The 16,039-nt window shown below is 61.7% G+C and carries 15 protein-coding genes; 5 read left to right on the forward strand and 10 right to left on the reverse strand.

The features are described 5' to 3' along the window. Positions 1-166 precede the first annotated feature (166 nt). From V6L75_RS12280 to V6L75_RS12290, 3 genes are all read left to right on the forward strand, one after another. Positions 167-1,171 carry a DctP family TRAP transporter solute-binding subunit gene (locus V6L75_RS12280; protein ID WP_334251792.1) on the forward strand — a complete coding sequence of 335 codons (1,005 nt, stop codon included), beginning with the start codon at positions 167-169 and terminating at the stop codon, positions 1,169-1,171. Between the two features lie 100 nt (positions 1,172-1,271). After that, positions 1,272-1,892, forward strand: coding sequence for a TRAP transporter small permease (locus V6L75_RS12285; protein WP_334251793.1), 621 nt, complete (start codon positions 1,272-1,274; stop codon positions 1,890-1,892). Between the two features lie 9 nt (positions 1,893-1,901). Next, a complete protein-coding gene (locus V6L75_RS12290) occupies positions 1,902-3,305 on the forward strand; it encodes a TRAP transporter large permease (RefSeq protein ID WP_334251794.1) in 1,404 nt (467 codons plus the stop codon). A 79-nt stretch (positions 3,306-3,384) separates the two neighbouring features. Here the strand turns inward: V6L75_RS12290 and V6L75_RS12295 are convergent, their stop codons facing one another. Continuing rightward, a complete protein-coding gene (locus V6L75_RS12295; RefSeq protein WP_334251795.1) occupies positions 3,385-4,491 on the reverse strand; it encodes a citrate synthase in 1,107 nt (368 codons plus the stop codon). Positions 4,492-4,573: 82 nt separating this feature from the next. Between V6L75_RS12295 and V6L75_RS12300 the strand changes: the two genes are divergently transcribed. After that, a complete protein-coding gene (locus V6L75_RS12300; RefSeq protein WP_334251796.1) occupies positions 4,574-5,782 on the forward strand; it encodes a citrate synthase family protein in 1,209 nt (402 codons plus the stop codon). 39 nt (positions 5,783-5,821) lie between these two features. On the opposite strand, the gene V6L75_RS12305 is transcribed toward V6L75_RS12300, so the two are convergent. The 5 genes from V6L75_RS12305 to V6L75_RS12325 all read right to left on the reverse strand — a co-directional run bounded on the left by V6L75_RS12305 (position 5,822) and on the right by V6L75_RS12325 (position 12,589). Next, positions 5,822-6,103 (reverse strand): SCP2 sterol-binding domain-containing protein, encoded by a 282-nt coding sequence (locus V6L75_RS12305; protein ID WP_334251797.1) that lies wholly within the window; start codon positions 6,101-6,103, stop codon positions 5,822-5,824. 159 nt (positions 6,104-6,262) lie between these two features. Continuing rightward, positions 6,263-8,476: a heavy metal translocating P-type ATPase gene (locus V6L75_RS12310; RefSeq protein ID WP_334251798.1), complete on the reverse strand. Its 2,214-nt coding sequence runs from the start codon at positions 8,474-8,476 to the stop codon at positions 6,263-6,265. 6 nt (positions 8,477-8,482) lie between these two features. Beyond that, positions 8,483-8,722 carry a heavy-metal-associated domain-containing protein gene (locus tag V6L75_RS12315; protein ID WP_334251799.1) on the reverse strand — a complete coding sequence of 80 codons (240 nt, stop codon included), beginning with the start codon at positions 8,720-8,722 and terminating at the stop codon, positions 8,483-8,485. A gap of 351 nt (positions 8,723-9,073) precedes the next feature. Beyond that, positions 9,074-10,657: an ABC transporter substrate-binding protein gene (locus V6L75_RS12320; RefSeq protein WP_334251800.1), complete on the reverse strand. Its 1,584-nt coding sequence runs from the start codon at positions 10,655-10,657 to the stop codon at positions 9,074-9,076. Positions 10,658-10,891: 234 nt separating this feature from the next. After that, on the reverse strand, positions 10,892-12,589 hold the full coding sequence (locus V6L75_RS12325) for an adenylate/guanylate cyclase domain-containing protein (RefSeq protein ID WP_334251801.1): 1,698 nt from the start codon (positions 12,587-12,589) through the stop codon (positions 10,892-10,894). 196 nt (positions 12,590-12,785) lie between these two features. Between V6L75_RS12325 and V6L75_RS12330 the strand changes: the two genes are divergently transcribed. After that, positions 12,786-13,145 carry an ArsC family reductase gene (locus tag V6L75_RS12330; protein WP_334251802.1) on the forward strand — a complete coding sequence of 120 codons (360 nt, stop codon included), beginning with the start codon at positions 12,786-12,788 and terminating at the stop codon, positions 13,143-13,145. A gap of 37 nt (positions 13,146-13,182) precedes the next feature. Here V6L75_RS12330 and V6L75_RS12335 read toward each other — a convergent pair whose 3' ends face one another. The 4 genes from V6L75_RS12335 to V6L75_RS12350 form a co-directional block, all read right to left on the reverse strand. Further along, positions 13,183-13,599, reverse strand: a complete 417-nt coding sequence (locus V6L75_RS12335) for a YcbK family protein (protein WP_334251804.1) — start codon at positions 13,597-13,599, stop codon at positions 13,183-13,185. Positions 13,600-13,785: 186 nt separating this feature from the next. After that, positions 13,786-14,535: an FKBP-type peptidyl-prolyl cis-trans isomerase gene (locus V6L75_RS12340; RefSeq protein WP_334251806.1), complete on the reverse strand. Its 750-nt coding sequence runs from the start codon at positions 14,533-14,535 to the stop codon at positions 13,786-13,788. 97 nt (positions 14,536-14,632) lie between these two features. After that, positions 14,633-14,950, reverse strand: a complete 318-nt coding sequence (locus tag V6L75_RS12345; protein WP_334251807.1) for a PilZ domain-containing protein — start codon at positions 14,948-14,950, stop codon at positions 14,633-14,635. A gap of 100 nt (positions 14,951-15,050) precedes the next feature. Beyond that, entirely contained in the window at positions 15,051-16,016 is a 966-nt protein-coding gene (locus V6L75_RS12350) for a 2-hydroxyacid dehydrogenase (protein WP_334251808.1), read from the reverse strand. Between the last annotated feature and the right edge of the window lie 23 nt (positions 16,017-16,039).

A 16,039-nucleotide genomic window follows, 5' to 3' on the forward strand; every position in this document is an offset into this window, starting at 1 on the left:
ACCCAATCGGGCAGGGCTTTGCAGATCCAGCCTCTGGCTCAAGGCGGCTTTATGGTGGAAATTGGCGCATTTCGGGGCGCTTGCCGCGTTTGGCACGTGACTTGCTATCTAAGCATCGCCTGATCGCTGCGGCGATCTCACATCAGATATGTCTGGGAGGACATTCATGAAAAAGACGCTTTTGGCCGCCGTTGCAGCGGCAACCTTTGCTTTTGCTGGCCCCGCCCTTGCTGAAGACTGCCAGGATGGCGAGATCGTCATCAAGTTCAGCCACGTGGTGGCGGCCAGCGGTCATCCGAAGGGCGATGCTGCGACCCTGCTTGCCAAGCGTGTGAACGAGGAGATGAACGGCAAGGCCTGCATGCAGGTGTTCCCGAACTCTCAGCTCTTCGATGATGACAAGGTGATGGAAGCCCTTCTGCTGGGTGATGTGCAGCTCGCAGCGCCGTCGCTCGCCAAGTTCGAAGCCTACACCCTGAAGTACCGCCTGTTCGACCTGCCTTTCCTGTTCCAGGATCTGGATGCAGTCGAGCGCTTCACCACCAGTGACGCCGGCAAGGGTCTGCTGAATGCCATGACCGACGTTGGCTTCGTCGGGCTTGGCTACTGGAGCTCGGGTCTCAAGCAGTTCTCGGCCAACAAGCCGCTGCTGCTGCCCACCGATGCCGCTGGCCTGAAGTTCCGCATCCAGACGTCTGACGTCGCCGAAGCCATGATCAAGGCCATGGGTGCAAACGCCCAGAAGCTGGCCTTCAAGGAAGTCTATGGCGCGCTCCAGACCGGCGTTGTCGATGGTCAGGAAAACTCCTGGTCCAACACCTACACCCAGAAGTTCTTCGAAGTGCAGGACGGCATCTCGGAAACCAACCACCAGCTTCTGGCCTATCTGCTTGTGACCTCGCAGGAATGGCTGGACAGCCTGGAGCCGGACGTGCGTGAGCAGTTCCTCAAGATCACCGATGAAGTCACGGCTGCCGCCAACGCGGCCGTCGCCGGTGAAGAAGCGAAGAACCGCCAGCGTATCCTTGATGCCGGTGCCACCATCCGTCAGCTGACGCCGGAGCAGCGCCAGGCCTGGGTGGAAGCGATGAAGCCGGTCTGGACCCAGTTCGAGGATGATATCGGTCAGGACCTGATCGACGCCGCCGTCGCGTCCAACACCAAGAACTAACGCCTGTCAGGAAAAATCCGGGAGGGCTTCTGCCCTCCCGGCATGTCTACCTGGGCTCAAACCCGGGCAGGGATTGCCTTGCCAACTGCGGGGGAAAATCATGCAACGTGTTGATAACTGGGTCACGCGCTTCGAGGAGGGCGTGATCGCCTTCCTCATGGCTGCGATGACCATCGTTTCCTTCACTCAGGTCGTCGCCCGGTACGGGTTCAACTCCGGCTGGACCGGCGCTCTCGAATTCACGCGCATCCTGTTCGCCTGGCTCATTCTGTTCGGCATGAGCTACGGCGTGAAGATCGGTGCGCATCTGGGTGTTGATGCGGTGATCCGCCTCTTCCCCCGTTCGGCGTTCCGCGTCTTTGCCGTGTTCGGTGCGCTTTGCGGCATCCTTTATGCGGTCATCCTTCTGTCCGCGGACTGGCTGCAGCTCCTTGGCATCGACGCCAAGGGCGGAGCCATCGAATACTGGTCCAAGATGTACAAGATAGGCATCGGCCTTGATGACCTGCGCTATCCGGAGCTGATTCAGGAGATGTTCGGCACCAAGGAGCGCGTGCAGCGCTGGATTGCCTATCTCATCCTTCCCATTGGTCTTGCCCTCTTTGCCTTCCGCTGTGCGCAGGCTGCCTGGCAGATCATCAAGGGCGAGCGCGAAATGATGATCGCGTCCCACGAGGCAGAAGAACTCGTGGCGGAAAACAAAGACGTCCTGAAGGACTGAGGGGGAAAAATGGAAGCTGCCTTTCTTTTAGTCCTGGTTCTGACGCTGCTCTTCCTCGGAGTTCCCATTGCCATTTCGCTGGGGCTTTCGAGCGTGCTGGTCATTGCGCTGTTCTCCAATGACAGCGTGTCCTCGGTTGCCATTCAGCTGTTCACCGCTTCACAGAACTATACGCTGCTGGCTATCCCCTTCTTCATCCTCGCCTCGGGCTTCATGTCGACCGGCGGTGTGGCGCGGCGCATCATCCGCTTTGCCATTGCCTGCGTCGGCCATGTGCGCGGCGGCTTGGCGATTGCTGCGGTGTTTTCCTGCATGCTCTTTGCCGCCCTGTCCGGCTCGTCGCCGGCGACAGTGGTTGCCATCGGCACCATCGCCATCGCAGGCATGCGGCAGGTTGGCTATACGAAGGAGTTTGCGGCTGGCGTCATCGCCAATGCGGGCACTCTGGGCATTCTGATCCCGCCATCCATCGTGATGGTGGTCTATGCCGCAGCCACGGACGTATCCGTCGGGCGCATGTTCCTGGCTGGTGTCATTCCCGGTCTGGTGGCCGGTCTGATGCTCATGACAGCGATCTACATCTATGCCCGGCGCAAGAACATGCCGAAGCAGCCTTTCGCAGGCTTTGGCGAGATCCTGAAAGCTGCCGGTGAAGCGGCCTTTGGCCTGCTGCTGATCTTCATCATCCTGGGCGGCATCTATGGTGGTGTGTTCACACCGACGGAAGCGGCTGCCGTCGCCGCCGTCTATGCCTTCCTGATTGCCATCTTTGTCTATCGCGACATGGGCCCGCTGAAAGGGGTGCCGATGCGCAACGACGGTGAGAGCATTCCGGCTGCCGTCGTGCGCAACCTGCTTCTGACCATCATCAACTTCGTACCCGGCTGCTTCCATGCCGAGACGAAGAAGGTGCTGGTGGATGCGGGCAAGACCACGATCATGCTGATGTTCATCATCGTGAACGCGCTGCTCTTTGCCCATGTGCTCACGTCCGAGCGCATTCCGCAGATGATCACGGACCTGATGGTCGGTGCCGGGTTCAACTGGTTCACCTTCCTGATCGCCGTCAACATCCTGCTGCTGATCGGCGGCCAGTTCATGGAGCCGTCAGGCCTTCTGCTGATCGTGGCTCCGGTGGTGTTCCCGATTGGCATGGAGCTGGGCGTTGATCCGATCCACCTCGGCATCATCATGGTGGTGAACATGGAAATCGGCATGATCACGCCGCCGATCGGGCTCAACCTGTTCGTGACATCCGGCATCACGGGCATGAGCCTCATTCAGGTGGTACGGGCCTCGCTGCCCTTCGTGGCGATCCTGTTCCTCTTCCTGATCATCGTCACCTATGTTCCGGCCCTGTCCACCTGGCTGCCCTACAGCCTGATGGGACCGGAACTGATTGTGAACAGATAAGGCTGGATCAGCAGCCTGCGCTGCTCTGATAGTCCGTGCAAAGGGCCGGGTCTCCATGTGAGGCCCGGCCTTTTCCGTATCAGGCTGCAACTGGCCCCACATAGCGCGAAGCCGGGCGAATGAGGCGGCCGGTCGCGCGCTGCTCCGCCACATGGCCGCACCAGCCGACGGCACGGCCCACGGCGAAGAGTGGTGTGAACAGGCTGCGGTCCAGACCCGCAGCCTCCAGCATCACGGCTGTGTAATACTCAACATTCGTCTGCAAGGGCCTGTCCGGTTTGTGGCGGGCGAGTGCAGCAAGGGCCGCCTGTTCCACCGCTTGTGCGAGAAGCAGCCGCCCGGCGTTGGAGGGCAGTTCTGCAAGGCCAGCCTTCAACACATCGGCACGCGGGTCGCGGGTGCGGTAGATGCGGTGGCCGAAGCCCATCAGCCGCTTGCCGTCCTTCAGCGCCCGCTCGATCCAGTGCTCCGCCCTGTCCGGGGTTCTGATGGCATCGAGCATGTCCAGGACCGGTCCCGGGGCACCGCCATGCAAAGGCCCCTTGAGTGCCCCCATGGCGCCGATGACGGCAGAGGCCATGTCTGCGCCCGTCGACGCGATGACCCGGGCGGTGAAGGTGGAGGCATTGAAGCCGTGGTCGAGAATGGTGACGAGATAGCGGTCGATCGCGGCGGCTGCCCGTGCATCCGGCGCCTTGCGCGTCAGCATGCGCAGCATGTCCTGCGAGGCGTTGAGATTGAGATCCGGCATAACCGGCGCAAGGCCCTGGCTCATCCGCCAGCCAGCCGCCAGAAATACCGGAAGGCTGCCGCACAGCACCACCGGGTCTTCATCCGCGCCTTCACTGGCAAGTGCCGAAAGTCCCAGCCGCATCAGCTCATAGGTGCCGAGCTTTGGCGAAGCGGCCTGCAGAACGGGCAGGGCACGGGCGGCCGTGGCGCGCGCCTCGGCAAAACGGGCGGTCAGCTCCGCGCCGCGCGGTACGCGCAGGATATCGCCCCAGAAGAAGCTGGCAGCCTCCTCATAGGTAAGCTTCCCGGCCAGTTCTTCAACGGGCCTGCCGCGCAGTACCAGCCGCCCGCCTGCGCCGTCCACCTCGCTGAGTATGGTGGCGGCCGCAGTCACGCCATCAAGGCCTTCGGCCTGCGCACCGGTGAAAACCGGGTTGGGGTAAGCGAGCGTCATGGAAAACCTCCTTCTCTTGCCGTGTGCAGCCATGAAAAGAGGAATGCTTGATGTGGTCAATGTTGATAGATACAATCAATATATGAACCAGACACTTTATCTTTCCGCTCGCGAGGCGGTCGCCGAACTCGGCATCCAGCCGGCCACCCTCTATGCCTATGTCAGCCGTGGCCTGATCCGCTCCGTGCCAGGGCCGGGCAAGCAGAAGCGTTATGATGCGAGCGACATCCGCAAGTTGCTGGTGCAGCGCGACCGGCCGGAGCCGCAGAACGGGGCAAGGCCGCTGTCCGGCGATCCGGTGCTGGAAACGAAGCTCACCCACATTGGCGAGGATGGGCCCTGGTACCGGGGGCATAGGGCGACGGATCTTGCCAGAAGCCTAACGCTGGAGGCCACCGCCGCTCTGCTCTGGGACTGTGAGGATGACCCCTTTGCCGGGGCAATCTGCATGCAGCTGCCGCACTTTCCGGACGGAATGGGCGCTGTCGAGCGGTTGATGACGGCTCTGGCGGCCTGGCCAGTGTCAGACCCTTCCGCCTACACCCGCTCGCCGCAATTGCTTGTGCGCAAGGGGGCGGCTTTCGTGCGCGTGGCGGCGGCGGCGCTTCTGGACCGGGCGGAGGTGTCGAGCCGTCTTGTGCACGAGCAGCTGGCAGACTGCTGGCTGGCGCCCGGCCGCTCCGGCGCCGGAGACATCTCAACTGCAGATGGAGCGGATCTTATTCGGGCGGCGCTCGTGCTCTCTGCCGATCATGAACTCAATACCAGCGCCTTCACCGTACGCTGTGCGGCTTCCACCCGTGCGCCTCTGCATGCGGCGCTGATTGCAGGCGCGGGCGCCTTCACCGGGCCCCGGCATGGGGCGGCGTCCGACCGGGTGGGCCTGTGGTTTGATCAGATCCAGTCAGCAGCGGATGCAGAGGCAGTGTTGCACGAGCGGCTGATGCTGGGAGAGCCGCTGCATGGATTCGGTCATACCGTTTATCGCGGTGCTGATCCGCGGGGAGCCGTGCTGCTCGACATGCTGAGGGCGAAAAGGGGAGGCAGTCCTGCAGCAGAACTTGCTGCAACTGTCTGCAAGCTGGCGCGGGATCTGTTTGGCCTTGAGCCGAACATCGACTTTGCCTTTGCGGTCCTGCGGCGCGCCCTCGGCCTTCCACCGCAGGCGGGCAAGACCATCTTCTGCGCCGGGCGCATGGTGGGCTGGGTTGCCCATGCACTGGAGCAATATGCCACCCACGAACAGATCCGCCCCCGTGCCATCTACACCGGCGAACGTCCGCGCGAATGAGAGCGGCCCCGTCCGTAGACGGAGCCGCCTCATAGGGTTTCAGACAATGCTGCCGAGTTTCATGGCAACGGCCATGTTGCCCTCGACCTTGATCTTGCCGGTCATGAAGGCCATCGTCGGGTTCAGCTCGCCGGCCAGCAGCTCGGCGAGGTTTTCCGATGAGATCTTGATGGTGCAGTCGGCGTCCTTGTCCTCGTTGGTAACGGTCGAGCCGTCGAGGAAGATGACGCCATCGCTGCCGCAGTCAAACTTCACAGTGTCGTCGATGCCGCCGCCAGCTACTTTTGCACGCACGGCTTCGGTCAGTTCCTGCAGGCTCATTCGTTCCATCTCCCATGGTGCAGGGCGAGACTCCGCCCTGCCGTTAAAGTCATGAGGCTCAAGTTTCCTCTACGCTGACCCAAGCATACCGTTTACGTAATCGTCAAGTGGGCAACCGGCCAGCTGAAACGACTATGCCACGGCAATGTTGCAAAAGGTTCAAGGCTTCCAGCGCTTCAGCAGGCTCGCGTTGGTGACGACGGAAACGGAACTGAGCGCCATAGCGGCTCCTGCAAGGGCGGGAGACAGCATGCCAAAGGCCGCCAGTGGAATGCCGATGACATTATAGGCGAAGGCCCAGAACAGATTCTGCCGGATCTTCGTGAGCGTGGCCTTGGAAACGCGCACGGCAGCTGCCACCATCAGCGGGTCCGAGCGCATTAGCGTGATGCCAGCCGCTTCCATGGCCACATCGACACCCGAGCCCATGGCGATGCCGATGTCGGCAGCGGCGAGTGCTGGCGCATCATTCAGCCCGTCCCCCACCATGCCGACAGCGCCGCCTGCTTCCGCGCGCAAGGCCTCGATCGCCTTGGCCTTGCCATCGGGGCGCACGCCTGCGCGCACCTCGTCAAGACCGGTTTCTGCGGCCACCTTGCGGGCAACGGTCTCACTGTCACCGGTGATCATCACCGTGCGTATGCCCATCTCCCTCAGCTCCTCAATCGCTTGCGCCGAGGTGTCACGCAGCGTGTCGGAGAAGGCGATGACGCCGACAGCGCGGCCATCAAGCGCCACGAGAACGCTGGTCTTGCCTTCGCCTTCCAGCGACTTGCGGATGGAATCTGCGGTGATGCTTTCCACCTTCAGCCGGTCCATCAGGGTCCGGTTGCCGATGACAAGCGAATGTCCGCCCAGCATGGCAGCAATGCCTTCGCCCGGCACTGCCTCGAACTCGTCCGGCGTGGAAAGTGGCAATCCTTTTGCCTTGGCTGCTTCCACCATGGCCCGGGCCAGCGGATGCTCGCTGGCCAGCTGTGCTGAAGCAGCGGCAGCCAGCAGACCGTCATTGTCCCGGTCGAAGGCGATCACATCGGTGACGGCAGGGGCGCCGCGCGTCAGAGTGCCCGTCTTGTCGAAGGCAACCAGCTTCAACCGGTGTGCCACCTCCAGCGCCTCGATGTCGCGGATGAGAATGCCCGCCCGCGCCGCAGCACCTGTGCCGGCGACAAGGGCCGTGGGTGTTGCAAGCCCGAGGGCACAGGGGCAGGCGATGACAAGCACGGCGACGCTGGCGCCGATAGCGGCGTCAAGGCTGCCGCCCCAGATCATCCAGCCGGCAAAGGTGAGGAGAGCAAACACGATGATCACCGGCACGAAGATGGCCGAAACCTTGTCGACGAGCTTCTGCACCGGCGCCTTTCGGCCCTGTGCTGTCTCCACCAGCTTGATGATGCGGGCAAGCACTGTTTCCTCGCCAAGCGCCATCACTTCGACGGTCAGCGCGCCGGAGCCGTTGATGGTGCCTGCGGTGACCTGATCACCTGCCGTACGGGTCACGGGCAGGCTTTCGCCGGTGATCAGCGTTTCGTCCAGCTCGCTTTTGCCCTTCTGGATCTGGCCATCCACCGGAACTCTCTCTCCGGGGCGCACCAGAACCCGGTCGCCGAGCCGGATTTCCGTGATGGGAACGGTGGTGACCGTATCGCCTTCAATTTTGTTGGCGGTCTCCGGCCGCAGCGCCATCAGCGCCCGTACGGCAGCGGAGGTTGCGCGGCGGGCACGGTTTTCCAGCAGCTTGCCAAGGAGGACCAGCGTCAGGATGACCATGGAGGCTTCGAAATAAAGATGCTCCACGCCAGACGGATCCGGCACGAAGATGCGGTACAGGCTGTACCCATAGGCGGCTGACGTGCCTAGGGCGACCAGCACATCCATATTGGCGCCGCCCGAAAGCACGGCCTTGAAGGCGCCCCGGTAGAAGCGGGCGCCCAGCAGGATTTGCACCGGGGTCGCCAGAACCAGCTGCACCAGCCCCGGGATGATCCAGTGAATGCCGAAGGGCATCAGGACCATGGATATGACGAGCGGCAGGGAAAAGGCCGCCCCCATCACGAACAGCAGGAAGGACTTCCGGTCCTCTGCCCGTGCGGCGGCTTCTGCCTTCTCCCGCTCTGCCCGGGCCTTGGCGGCTTCATCCTCATGCAGGCGGGCGGAGAAACCGGCCTTCTCGACGGCGGCGATCAGTTCCGGCACGGGAATGTCCCGCGCCAGCGCCAGTCTGGCATTTTCCATGGCCAGGTTCACATTGGCTTCCGCTACCCCGTCAACGGCAGACAGGGAGCGTTGAAGCCGCACAGCACAGCTGCCGCAGGTCATGCCTGAAATGTCGAGCGTCAGTTCTTGAGTGCGGCGGGAGTTTGCAGGGGACATTTCGGGTCATTCCTCTCGCAGCTGGGCAGAGAAGCCGGCATTTTCGAGAACGGCAATCATGTCCGGCACGGGGACATCTTTCGTCACGGTCAGGGTCGCGCTCTTGGCGGCCAGATCGACACTGGCGTCAGCGACACCGTCCATACCAGTAAGAAGACGCTGCACACTTGCGGCACAGCCGCCGCAAGTCATGCCGGATACATCGAGCATCAGCTGGCGGGGGCTTGAGAGATCTGCGGATGTCATGACTGCTGTTCCTTTTGCCTGTACCGGCCCCTGGCGATTGCCAGCCGGTACGTTGAATCGCGTGATCTTGCCCAAAGTAGGGCTTCCAGTCGCTGGAAGGTCAAGAGGTGTTGCGATGCAGCAATTTTCGGCAGTTTCTGGCTGATTTTGCTCAAAATTTCCTCAAGTTGAGGCTTTATTTTATGGTGCGATGCGGTAGCATGACCTTACGGAATTTGAGTGGGCCTGACGTATTTAAGGGCCGTTTCTTAGTGCAAGCAATTGAACGGGCATGAGGTATCGAGGGGGAGGCTAGGTGCTTCCCCCTCTTTTTTTGTCTCTATAACGGGGCGCTAAAGCGCCGCTGGCCTGCTACTGCTGGCGGATGAAGCGGAACAGGAACTGATCATCTGCCCGCTGTTCCACGGTAAAGTTCCGGGAAATACCCCAGGCCAGCTTCTGCTGGTGCAGCGGGATATAGGCCACGTCGCGGTTAATCAGGGTATAGATCTGCGCGGTGATGTCTGCCCGCCGGTCCTTGTCGTCTTCGCGGGCGAGCTGGCGGATCAAGGCGTCTGCCTGCTCGTTGCAGTAGCCGCCGATGTTGAACGTGCCTTCTCCCGTTGCCGTATTCCGGCACATGGCAACTGCCTGCAGCAGGCTGAGACTGTCGAAGTCAGCCGGTGTCCAGCCGAACAGATAGAAGGAAGTGTCATAGCCGCCGGTGGGCAGGATGCGCCCGAAGTACTTCGCCTTGGGCTGGATGTCCGCACGTGTCCTGATGCCGGCTTTCGACAGCATTGCCGCGACGGCCTCGCAGATGCTGGCATCGTTGACATAGCGGTCATTCGGGCAATCGAGTGTCAGGGAAAAACCCTCGGGGTAGCCCGCCTCAGCCAGCAGGCGGCGGGATTCCGCCGGATCATAAGCAAGTCGCGAAAACTCGTCCGCACGGGCAAACAGCGCCGGGCTGACGAGAAGGGCCGCAGGTTCGGCTAGACCGCGCATGATCTTGCTGGTGATGGCGCCTGTGTCGATCGCGTGATAGATGGCCTTGCGCACCCGCAGATCCTTGAGCGGGTTCTTGCCTTTTACGCTGGAGTAAAGCAGCTCTTCGCGGCTCTGATCGAGGCCCAGAAACAGCGTGCGCAGTTCCGGCCCGCTGAGCACCTGGGTGGATGGGTTCTGGTTCACCCGCGCAATGTCCTGCACCGGCACCGGATAGATCATGTCCAGTTCGCCGGAGAGAAGCGCCGCAACGCGGGTGGGGCCTGATGTGACGGCGGAGAACTCCACCCGGTCCGGCAGGCCTGCCGTGGCATCCCACCAGTCCGGGTTCTTTGCGTAGACAGTTTTCAGGCCAGGCTCATGGCTGACAATCCGGTATGGTCCGGTGCCATTGGCCTTCAAGGCGGCTGCGCCCGGAGCTGCGCTGGATGCCGAGGTGACCGCAACGGCGCCGTTTGCCTCCGTCCACTCCTTGTCCATGATGTACCAGGTCTCCCACTCCGCCGGCAGGAACGGGGTGGGAGATGTCAGCACGAAATCAACCGTGTGGCTGTCCACTGCCCTCACCACGGTTCCCGCAGGCAGGCGTGTGCCAAGATCGGACCCTTCGGAGCGGACACGTTCCGCCGAAAAAATCACGTCATCGGCAGCCAGTGTGCCGCCGTCGTGAAAGTGCACATCCTTGCGCAGGTGAAAGCGCCAGTGGGTCGGGCTCAGCTTCTCCCAGCGTTCGGCGAGCGCCGGCTCCAGCTCCAGCTTCGCGTTCCGCCGCACCAGTCCTTCATAGACATTTCCGAGGGCGGAGAGGGTGAAGGTCTCGTTGAGTGAATAGGGATCAAGGCTGTTCAGCCCGCCCTGATAGGCATAGCGGAATGTGACCGGTTCCGCATGGAGAAGAGTTGCAGAGGCGGCTAAAAAGCAGCCTGCGAGAAAATGCCTGAAGATCATGGGTGCCCCGCCCGTGTCCTGTTCTGCCTGCCTGTCCCATTGGTCCGGGCCGCGGATATTCGGGCGGGTCAGCTGGGTCTGGCGGTTGGTTTGCCGGTCATCCTATCATCGCAAGGGCCGTGCAAGCCGTCCATAGCTAGAAATTTGTATTTCCTCGCTTTTCCTGTCCAGAATTCGGCATTTGGCGCACCGGCAATCTCAAGGCGGGAGGCTCCGGCATCGAAATGCCGGGGATCAGGCCGCCCTGTTTCCGGCGATGGCTCTCTGCAGCAGCGCCAGGTTCTCCACGCATGCCACTTCCAGTGGCTCCTTGCGCCCGCGGATCGGCACCTGATGGAATGGACGCAGCGGTTCCTGCCACAGGCCCGAGGCTGTCAGGATTTCGCGCGAAATGGCACAGGTGGCATTGTGCTCCTTGGCAACGCCTTCCAGGCGGCTAGCGACATTGACCACGTCGCCCAGGGCTGTGAGACCCGATGCGACCCCATTGCGTCCATCAAGCCCGATACGGCCCAGAATGGCGGGGCCGCCATGCAGGCCGATGGCAATCCGCAAGGGGCCGCTCAACTGGGCCGCAAGGTCCCGGTTCACATGTTTGAGTTCCGCAGACAGGCTGACAATGGCCTGCAGTGCATCCCGTGAGCCTTGCTCAAAGGTGCTTTCAATGCCGAATAGGGCCATGATGCCGTCACCCATCACCTTGTCGATCATGCCGTTATGGCTGCGGATAACCCGCACGACGCTGTCTACATACCGGTTCAGGATAAAGACCACGTCGAAGGGAAGCCTGCCTTCACTCAAGGACGTAAAGCCGCGCAGATCCACAAACATGACGACCACAGGCTGTTCCGTACCCCAGCGGTAGCGGTCCTGCAGGCCTTCGCGGGGAATGGCCGTGCCGCCATGAAGCAGGGGTCGGACGACCAGATCCGTCTCGGGCCGGATCTGGCAGGCCAGGCGGACATTTTTGCCTGCATGGATGCGCTTGAGCACATGGGCCTCAGTCTCCCCGGGCGCATGCAATCCCGCGTCACCGGAGACAATCAGCGTGCGGCAGGTGGAGCAGCGGGCGCGGCCCCCGCAGACGGACATGACGGGCACGCCGCGCATGCGGCTGATTTCCAGCAGCGTCGGGCCGGGTCTGGCGCGGACGGTTTTTTCGCCCAGATAATGCACGGTGAAAGCCTTGCGCCTGGCCGGCGCCAGCTGGCGGGCCAGTGAAATGATCAGAACCAGCAAAAGAAGCGAAAAGAACGCTACACGGCTGATATCGGTGTAGACCTGCAGCTGGGCGGTCTGTTCTGCGGTGACCTTGAGCTGATACTGGCCTTCCAGAACCAGCCGCCGGGCACCATTGATCCAGCCCGTCAGCGACAGGACCGGTACAGCTGCGGCCAGCGTCAGCAGCATGCCGCTCCAGCGCGGATACCACGGCTTCAGCCGCAGCCAGAAGTGAATGCCGATACAGCCATGCAGCCATACGAGTACGAGCAGCAGGCTCTGCGTCACGCCGGAACCGGGCCAAAGCACTGACAGCTCATGCTGGTAGTCCATCTGTGCATTGTAGACCTCGACTGCGCCGCGGGTCATGTAGATGTGCCGGATCAGCAGATAGGGAATGGACAGGCCCAGCAGGATCTGCACCGTTTCCCAGGCGGGCATACGGAAGGTGCGCCGCGCTGCGATGCGCCACAGTGCAAGGCCCACATGCACGGCCAGGGCCCCATAAAGAGCGACAGTTCCAGGCCATGACCACCAGATGATGAGGCGCAGATCCTGCCCTTTCTGCATCCAGTCCAGCGATATGTTGCCGAGGGCATGATTGAGGAAATGGGTGCTGGCAAAGGCAAAGAGAATCAGCCCGGAATAAAGCCGCAACTGTTGTTGAAGCGATCCGTTGCCGGGCGGCGTGCGCATCTGCCGTGGTGCCATGGAATTGTCTCTTGAAACAGGAATTGAGTAAATACACGTAAGCTGCTGCAGTTTGAGCCTGCACGGGAAACATGCAAGCGGAATGATGCAGGCGGCGGAATACGGCAGCTCTCAATCAGGCCACCCGCAGGCGCGCCTTATCTTGATGAATCTGCTATGAGGCCCTCAATGTCCATCAACGTGAAGTGAGACTCGTATGATCGTCTATGGAATCAAAAACTGCGACACGGTGAAGAAGGCCCGCGCCTTTCTGGATGGGGCCGGCGTGGCCTACACCTTCCATGACTACAAGAAGGACGGTGCGGACGCGGAGAAGCTGGCGCAGTTTGTCGAGGCTTTCGGCTGGGAGCAGGTGCTGAACCGGCGCGGCACCACCTGGCGCAAGCTGCCGGATGAAGTCCAGGATGCAGTCAAGGACAATGCCAGCGCCATCGCCCTGATGCTGGAGCATCCCTCAACCATCAAGCGCCCCATTGCCGAAGCCAAGGGCCGCACCCTGCTGGGCTATGACCCGGTGACCTGGGAGATGGCGCTGGAAATGGGCGAACTGGGCTGATGCCGGGAATGGCCGGGGCATCGTGGCCCCGGCTTGCCTACCACGTCCTGCGGGGGCCATTGTCGATGTGGTAGAAGCCGCCGGAGTAGCGCTTGTAGCCGCCAACCTCCGGCTGGGCGCGCAGGAAGGCAAGCACTTCCTGCGGGTCGCCGTTGACGCGGAAATCAACGGCGCGGCAATTGAGGTGGTAGGAATTGCCTGCGCCGCCCTTCCACCAGTTTTCCAGCCACCAGCGCTTGGTGGAGAGAACCGTCACCCGTCCGAAACGGTCTGACAGGCGATTGAGAACCTGCTTGAGATCACGCGGAACGCACCATTTGGTGTCGTTGTAGGTGATCTTGTCGGAAGATGGGGTGATCCAGCCCAGTCCGGTGATACCTGATACTGTGCCGCAACCGCTTAAGGACAGAGCGGCGGCAAGAAGGATGGCATGGGTCGAGAAACGGCGGGTCATGAATTCGGCCTTGCTGGATCAGTGTCCCCCTGAGCCCAAAACTCGGCCTTGAAAGTTAAAATTGTCATGAAAAACAAGGTTAACAGTTCATGTAGATGCTGCTGCGCGCATCTTTGCGGCCTTCAGCGCCTAAGAAAAAGGCCCGGAGCCTGAGGCGTCCGGGCCGCAGCCGTCAAGCCTGTCCGTTCAGGGCAGCTTCGGTGCTTCCACTTCGCCGCCCGTGGCGATCCAGCTCATGATGCCGTCCTGTACATTGGCAACCTTGGTCAGGCCTGCCTGCTCGGACAGATACTTGGCCAGCATGCCGCTGCGGTTTCCGGTGCGGCAGAGCAGGATGACTTCATCGTCCGGAGACGCGATGATCTTCTCCAGTTCCGGCCCGAAATCAGGGTTCACCTGACCGGCCGCGTCGAAGAACGTCACAAGGTGCGAACCGGGAATGACGCCGGTTTCACGCCATTCCTCTTCGGTGCGAATGTCGATTACCGGAACGCCAGCGGCCATGCGGGCCTTCAGGGCGCCGTTGTCGAGATCGGTGAAGCTCTTGGCCTTCACGTCCAGCAGCTCGATCTCGAAGCGCAGGGTGGCATTCGGCGGAATGACGCCGCCTGCACCGCGCGGACCGTAGGCCAGTTCCGGCGGTATGGTCAGTTCGCGCTTGCCACCCACCTTCATGCCGACAACGCCCTGCTCCCAGCCCGGGATCACGCGGCGCTCGCCAAGGGTGAAGCTGAAGGGCGTGCCACGGTCGACGCTGCTGTCGAACTTGGTGCCATCCATCAGCCAGCCGGTGTAATGAACAAAGACCGTGTTGCCCACATCAGCCTCTGCCCCGGTGCCGATCTGAATATCCTTGATCTGCATTTCCTCTGCCTGCGTCTGTGCCGTCAGGGCAAGCATCAGCGAAAAGACTGCGGCCACCAGTGGCTTCAACATGACTGCCTCACGACTAACGCCGGGTCACGATGAACCGGCTCTTGGCCTGAACTGTTCAGACCCGGCGGCTCAAGTCAAGGGCAGGACGCCTGCTGCTTCAGTCCTTCAAAGCGTAGTAACGCCGTGCAAGAGCTCTCTGGCGGTTCATCGAAAACAGGGCTGCCTTGGCTGGCGGCACATCATATTCGATGCCCGCATTGGACCCGGAGCGCCAGCGCAAGGTGGCCAGCGCGACCGTGTTCTCAAGCTCGTCGAAGAGGATGATCTCGTCCGGCAATGCAACATCCACCGGCAGCTTAAGTCTTGCGCCGCCGGGGGACATGTCACTGATCACGCAGTCACAGAGAAAGTTATTGTCACAATCGACAATACGGCCTGCGCGCAGACGTGTCTTCTGGCGCTTATGACGGCGCATGTCGGTGAACTCTTGAGCTTCGGGCACAGTTTGAGCTCCATCTTCTGGTTGATGGATTTTCCATAGAGTTACCCTGCGTTAGAGTTGCCGATCAAGCGCTTCACATCCGGGGGAATGGCGTTTCTGCAACTGGGGTTACCGGTTTGCCAACGCTGAACCAGTTTTTGAGATTATCGACCACCAGTTGGCCCATCGCATCGCGTGTGGCGACGGAGGCAGAGCCTACATGCGGCAGAAGCACTGCGTTCGGCAGATCCTGGAGTGCCTGCGGCACATGCGGCTCATGCTCGAACACATCAAGACCGGCGGCCATGATGGTTCCCTTCTTCAGCGCCTCGATGAGAACTGTCTCGTTGACCACGGAGCCGCGGCCAATGTTGATGAGTACGCCGTCCGGCCCCAGCGCTTCCAGAACGCGTTCGCCCACCATGTGCTCGGTTTCCGGACCGCCGGGGGCCACGATCATCAGCGTGTCAACGGCCTCGGCCAGCGACACGAGGCTGGAATGATAGGTGTAGTCCACGCCCGCCTGCTTGCTGCGGCCATGGTAATGCACGCTCATGCCGAAGGCCTCGGCACGGGTGGCAATCGCCTTTCCGATACGGCCAAGGCCGAAGATGCCGAGCGTGCGCCCGCGCAGGGTGCCTGGCGTCAGGCGGTAGGCACCCTTCTTCTCCCAGTTGCCGTCCCGAAGCCAGCGTTCTGCGGCGGAAAGCTCACGGATGGTCATGATCATCAGGCCGATTGCCGTGTCGGCAACTTCCTCGGTCAGCACATCCGGTGTGTTGGTGACGATGATGCCGCGTGTGCCGCAGTGGCGGGCATCCACCTTGTCGTAGCCGACGCCAAAGTTGGAGACGATTTCGAGGTTCGGGAACCGGTCGATGAAGGGCTGGTCCACGTGGAAGAAGCTGACCGCGATGCCACGGATGATGGCCTCACGCTCCTTCAGGAAGGCTTCCGCGTCTTCTGCTTCATACAGCTTGTGCAGGGTGAAATGCGGCTCGAGGCCGTCGATGATCATGTCCCGGAGCGGGGAGGGGATCAGGATGTCGGGCTTGCTCATGGCGTTTCCTTGGAAGCGTGCTG

The sequence above is a fragment of the Pannonibacter anstelovis genome (assembly GCF_036881715.1).
GTDB lineage: Bacteria > Pseudomonadota > Alphaproteobacteria > Rhizobiales > Stappiaceae > Pannonibacter > Pannonibacter anstelovis.

What these genes read in the sequence shown, in the direction of transcription:
- V6L75_RS12310 (WP_334251798.1), bottom strand. Translation starts at nt 8,476, where the DNA reads ATGTCCCCTGCAAACTCCCGCCGCACTCAAGAACTGACGCTCGACATT.
- V6L75_RS12340 (WP_334251806.1), bottom strand. Translation starts at nt 14,535, where the DNA reads ATGTTGAAGCCACTGGTGGCCGCAGTCTTTTCGCTGATGCTTGCCCTG.
- V6L75_RS12345 (WP_334251807.1), bottom strand. Translation starts at nt 14,950, where the DNA reads ATGCGCCGTCATAAGCGCCAGAAGACACGTCTGCGCGCAGGCCGTATT.
- V6L75_RS12330 (WP_334251802.1), top strand. Translation starts at nt 12,786, where the DNA reads ATGATCGTCTATGGAATCAAAAACTGCGACACGGTGAAGAAGGCCCGC.
- V6L75_RS12305 (WP_334251797.1), bottom strand. Translation starts at nt 6,103, where the DNA reads ATGAGCCTGCAGGAACTGACCGAAGCCGTGCGTGCAAAAGTAGCTGGC.
- V6L75_RS12315 (WP_334251799.1), bottom strand. Translation starts at nt 8,722, where the DNA reads ATGACATCCGCAGATCTCTCAAGCCCCCGCCAGCTGATGCTCGATGTA.
- V6L75_RS12335 (WP_334251804.1), bottom strand. Translation starts at nt 13,599, where the DNA reads ATGACCCGCCGTTTCTCGACCCATGCCATCCTTCTTGCCGCCGCTCTG.
- V6L75_RS12350 (WP_334251808.1), bottom strand. Translation starts at nt 16,016, where the DNA reads ATGAGCAAGCCCGACATCCTGATCCCCTCCCCGCTCCGGGACATGATC.
- V6L75_RS12295 (WP_334251795.1), bottom strand. Translation starts at nt 4,491, where the DNA reads ATGACGCTCGCTTACCCCAACCCGGTTTTCACCGGTGCGCAGGCCGAA.
- V6L75_RS12300 (WP_334251796.1), top strand. Translation starts at nt 4,574, where the DNA reads ATGAACCAGACACTTTATCTTTCCGCTCGCGAGGCGGTCGCCGAACTC.
- V6L75_RS12290 (WP_334251794.1), top strand. Translation starts at nt 1,902, where the DNA reads ATGGAAGCTGCCTTTCTTTTAGTCCTGGTTCTGACGCTGCTCTTCCTC.
- V6L75_RS12325 (WP_334251801.1), bottom strand. Translation starts at nt 12,589, where the DNA reads ATGGCACCACGGCAGATGCGCACGCCGCCCGGCAACGGATCGCTTCAA.
- V6L75_RS12320 (WP_334251800.1), bottom strand. Translation starts at nt 10,657, where the DNA reads ATGATCTTCAGGCATTTTCTCGCAGGCTGCTTTTTAGCCGCCTCTGCA.
- V6L75_RS12280 (WP_334251792.1), top strand. Translation starts at nt 167, where the DNA reads ATGAAAAAGACGCTTTTGGCCGCCGTTGCAGCGGCAACCTTTGCTTTT.
- V6L75_RS12285 (WP_334251793.1), top strand. Translation starts at nt 1,272, where the DNA reads ATGCAACGTGTTGATAACTGGGTCACGCGCTTCGAGGAGGGCGTGATC.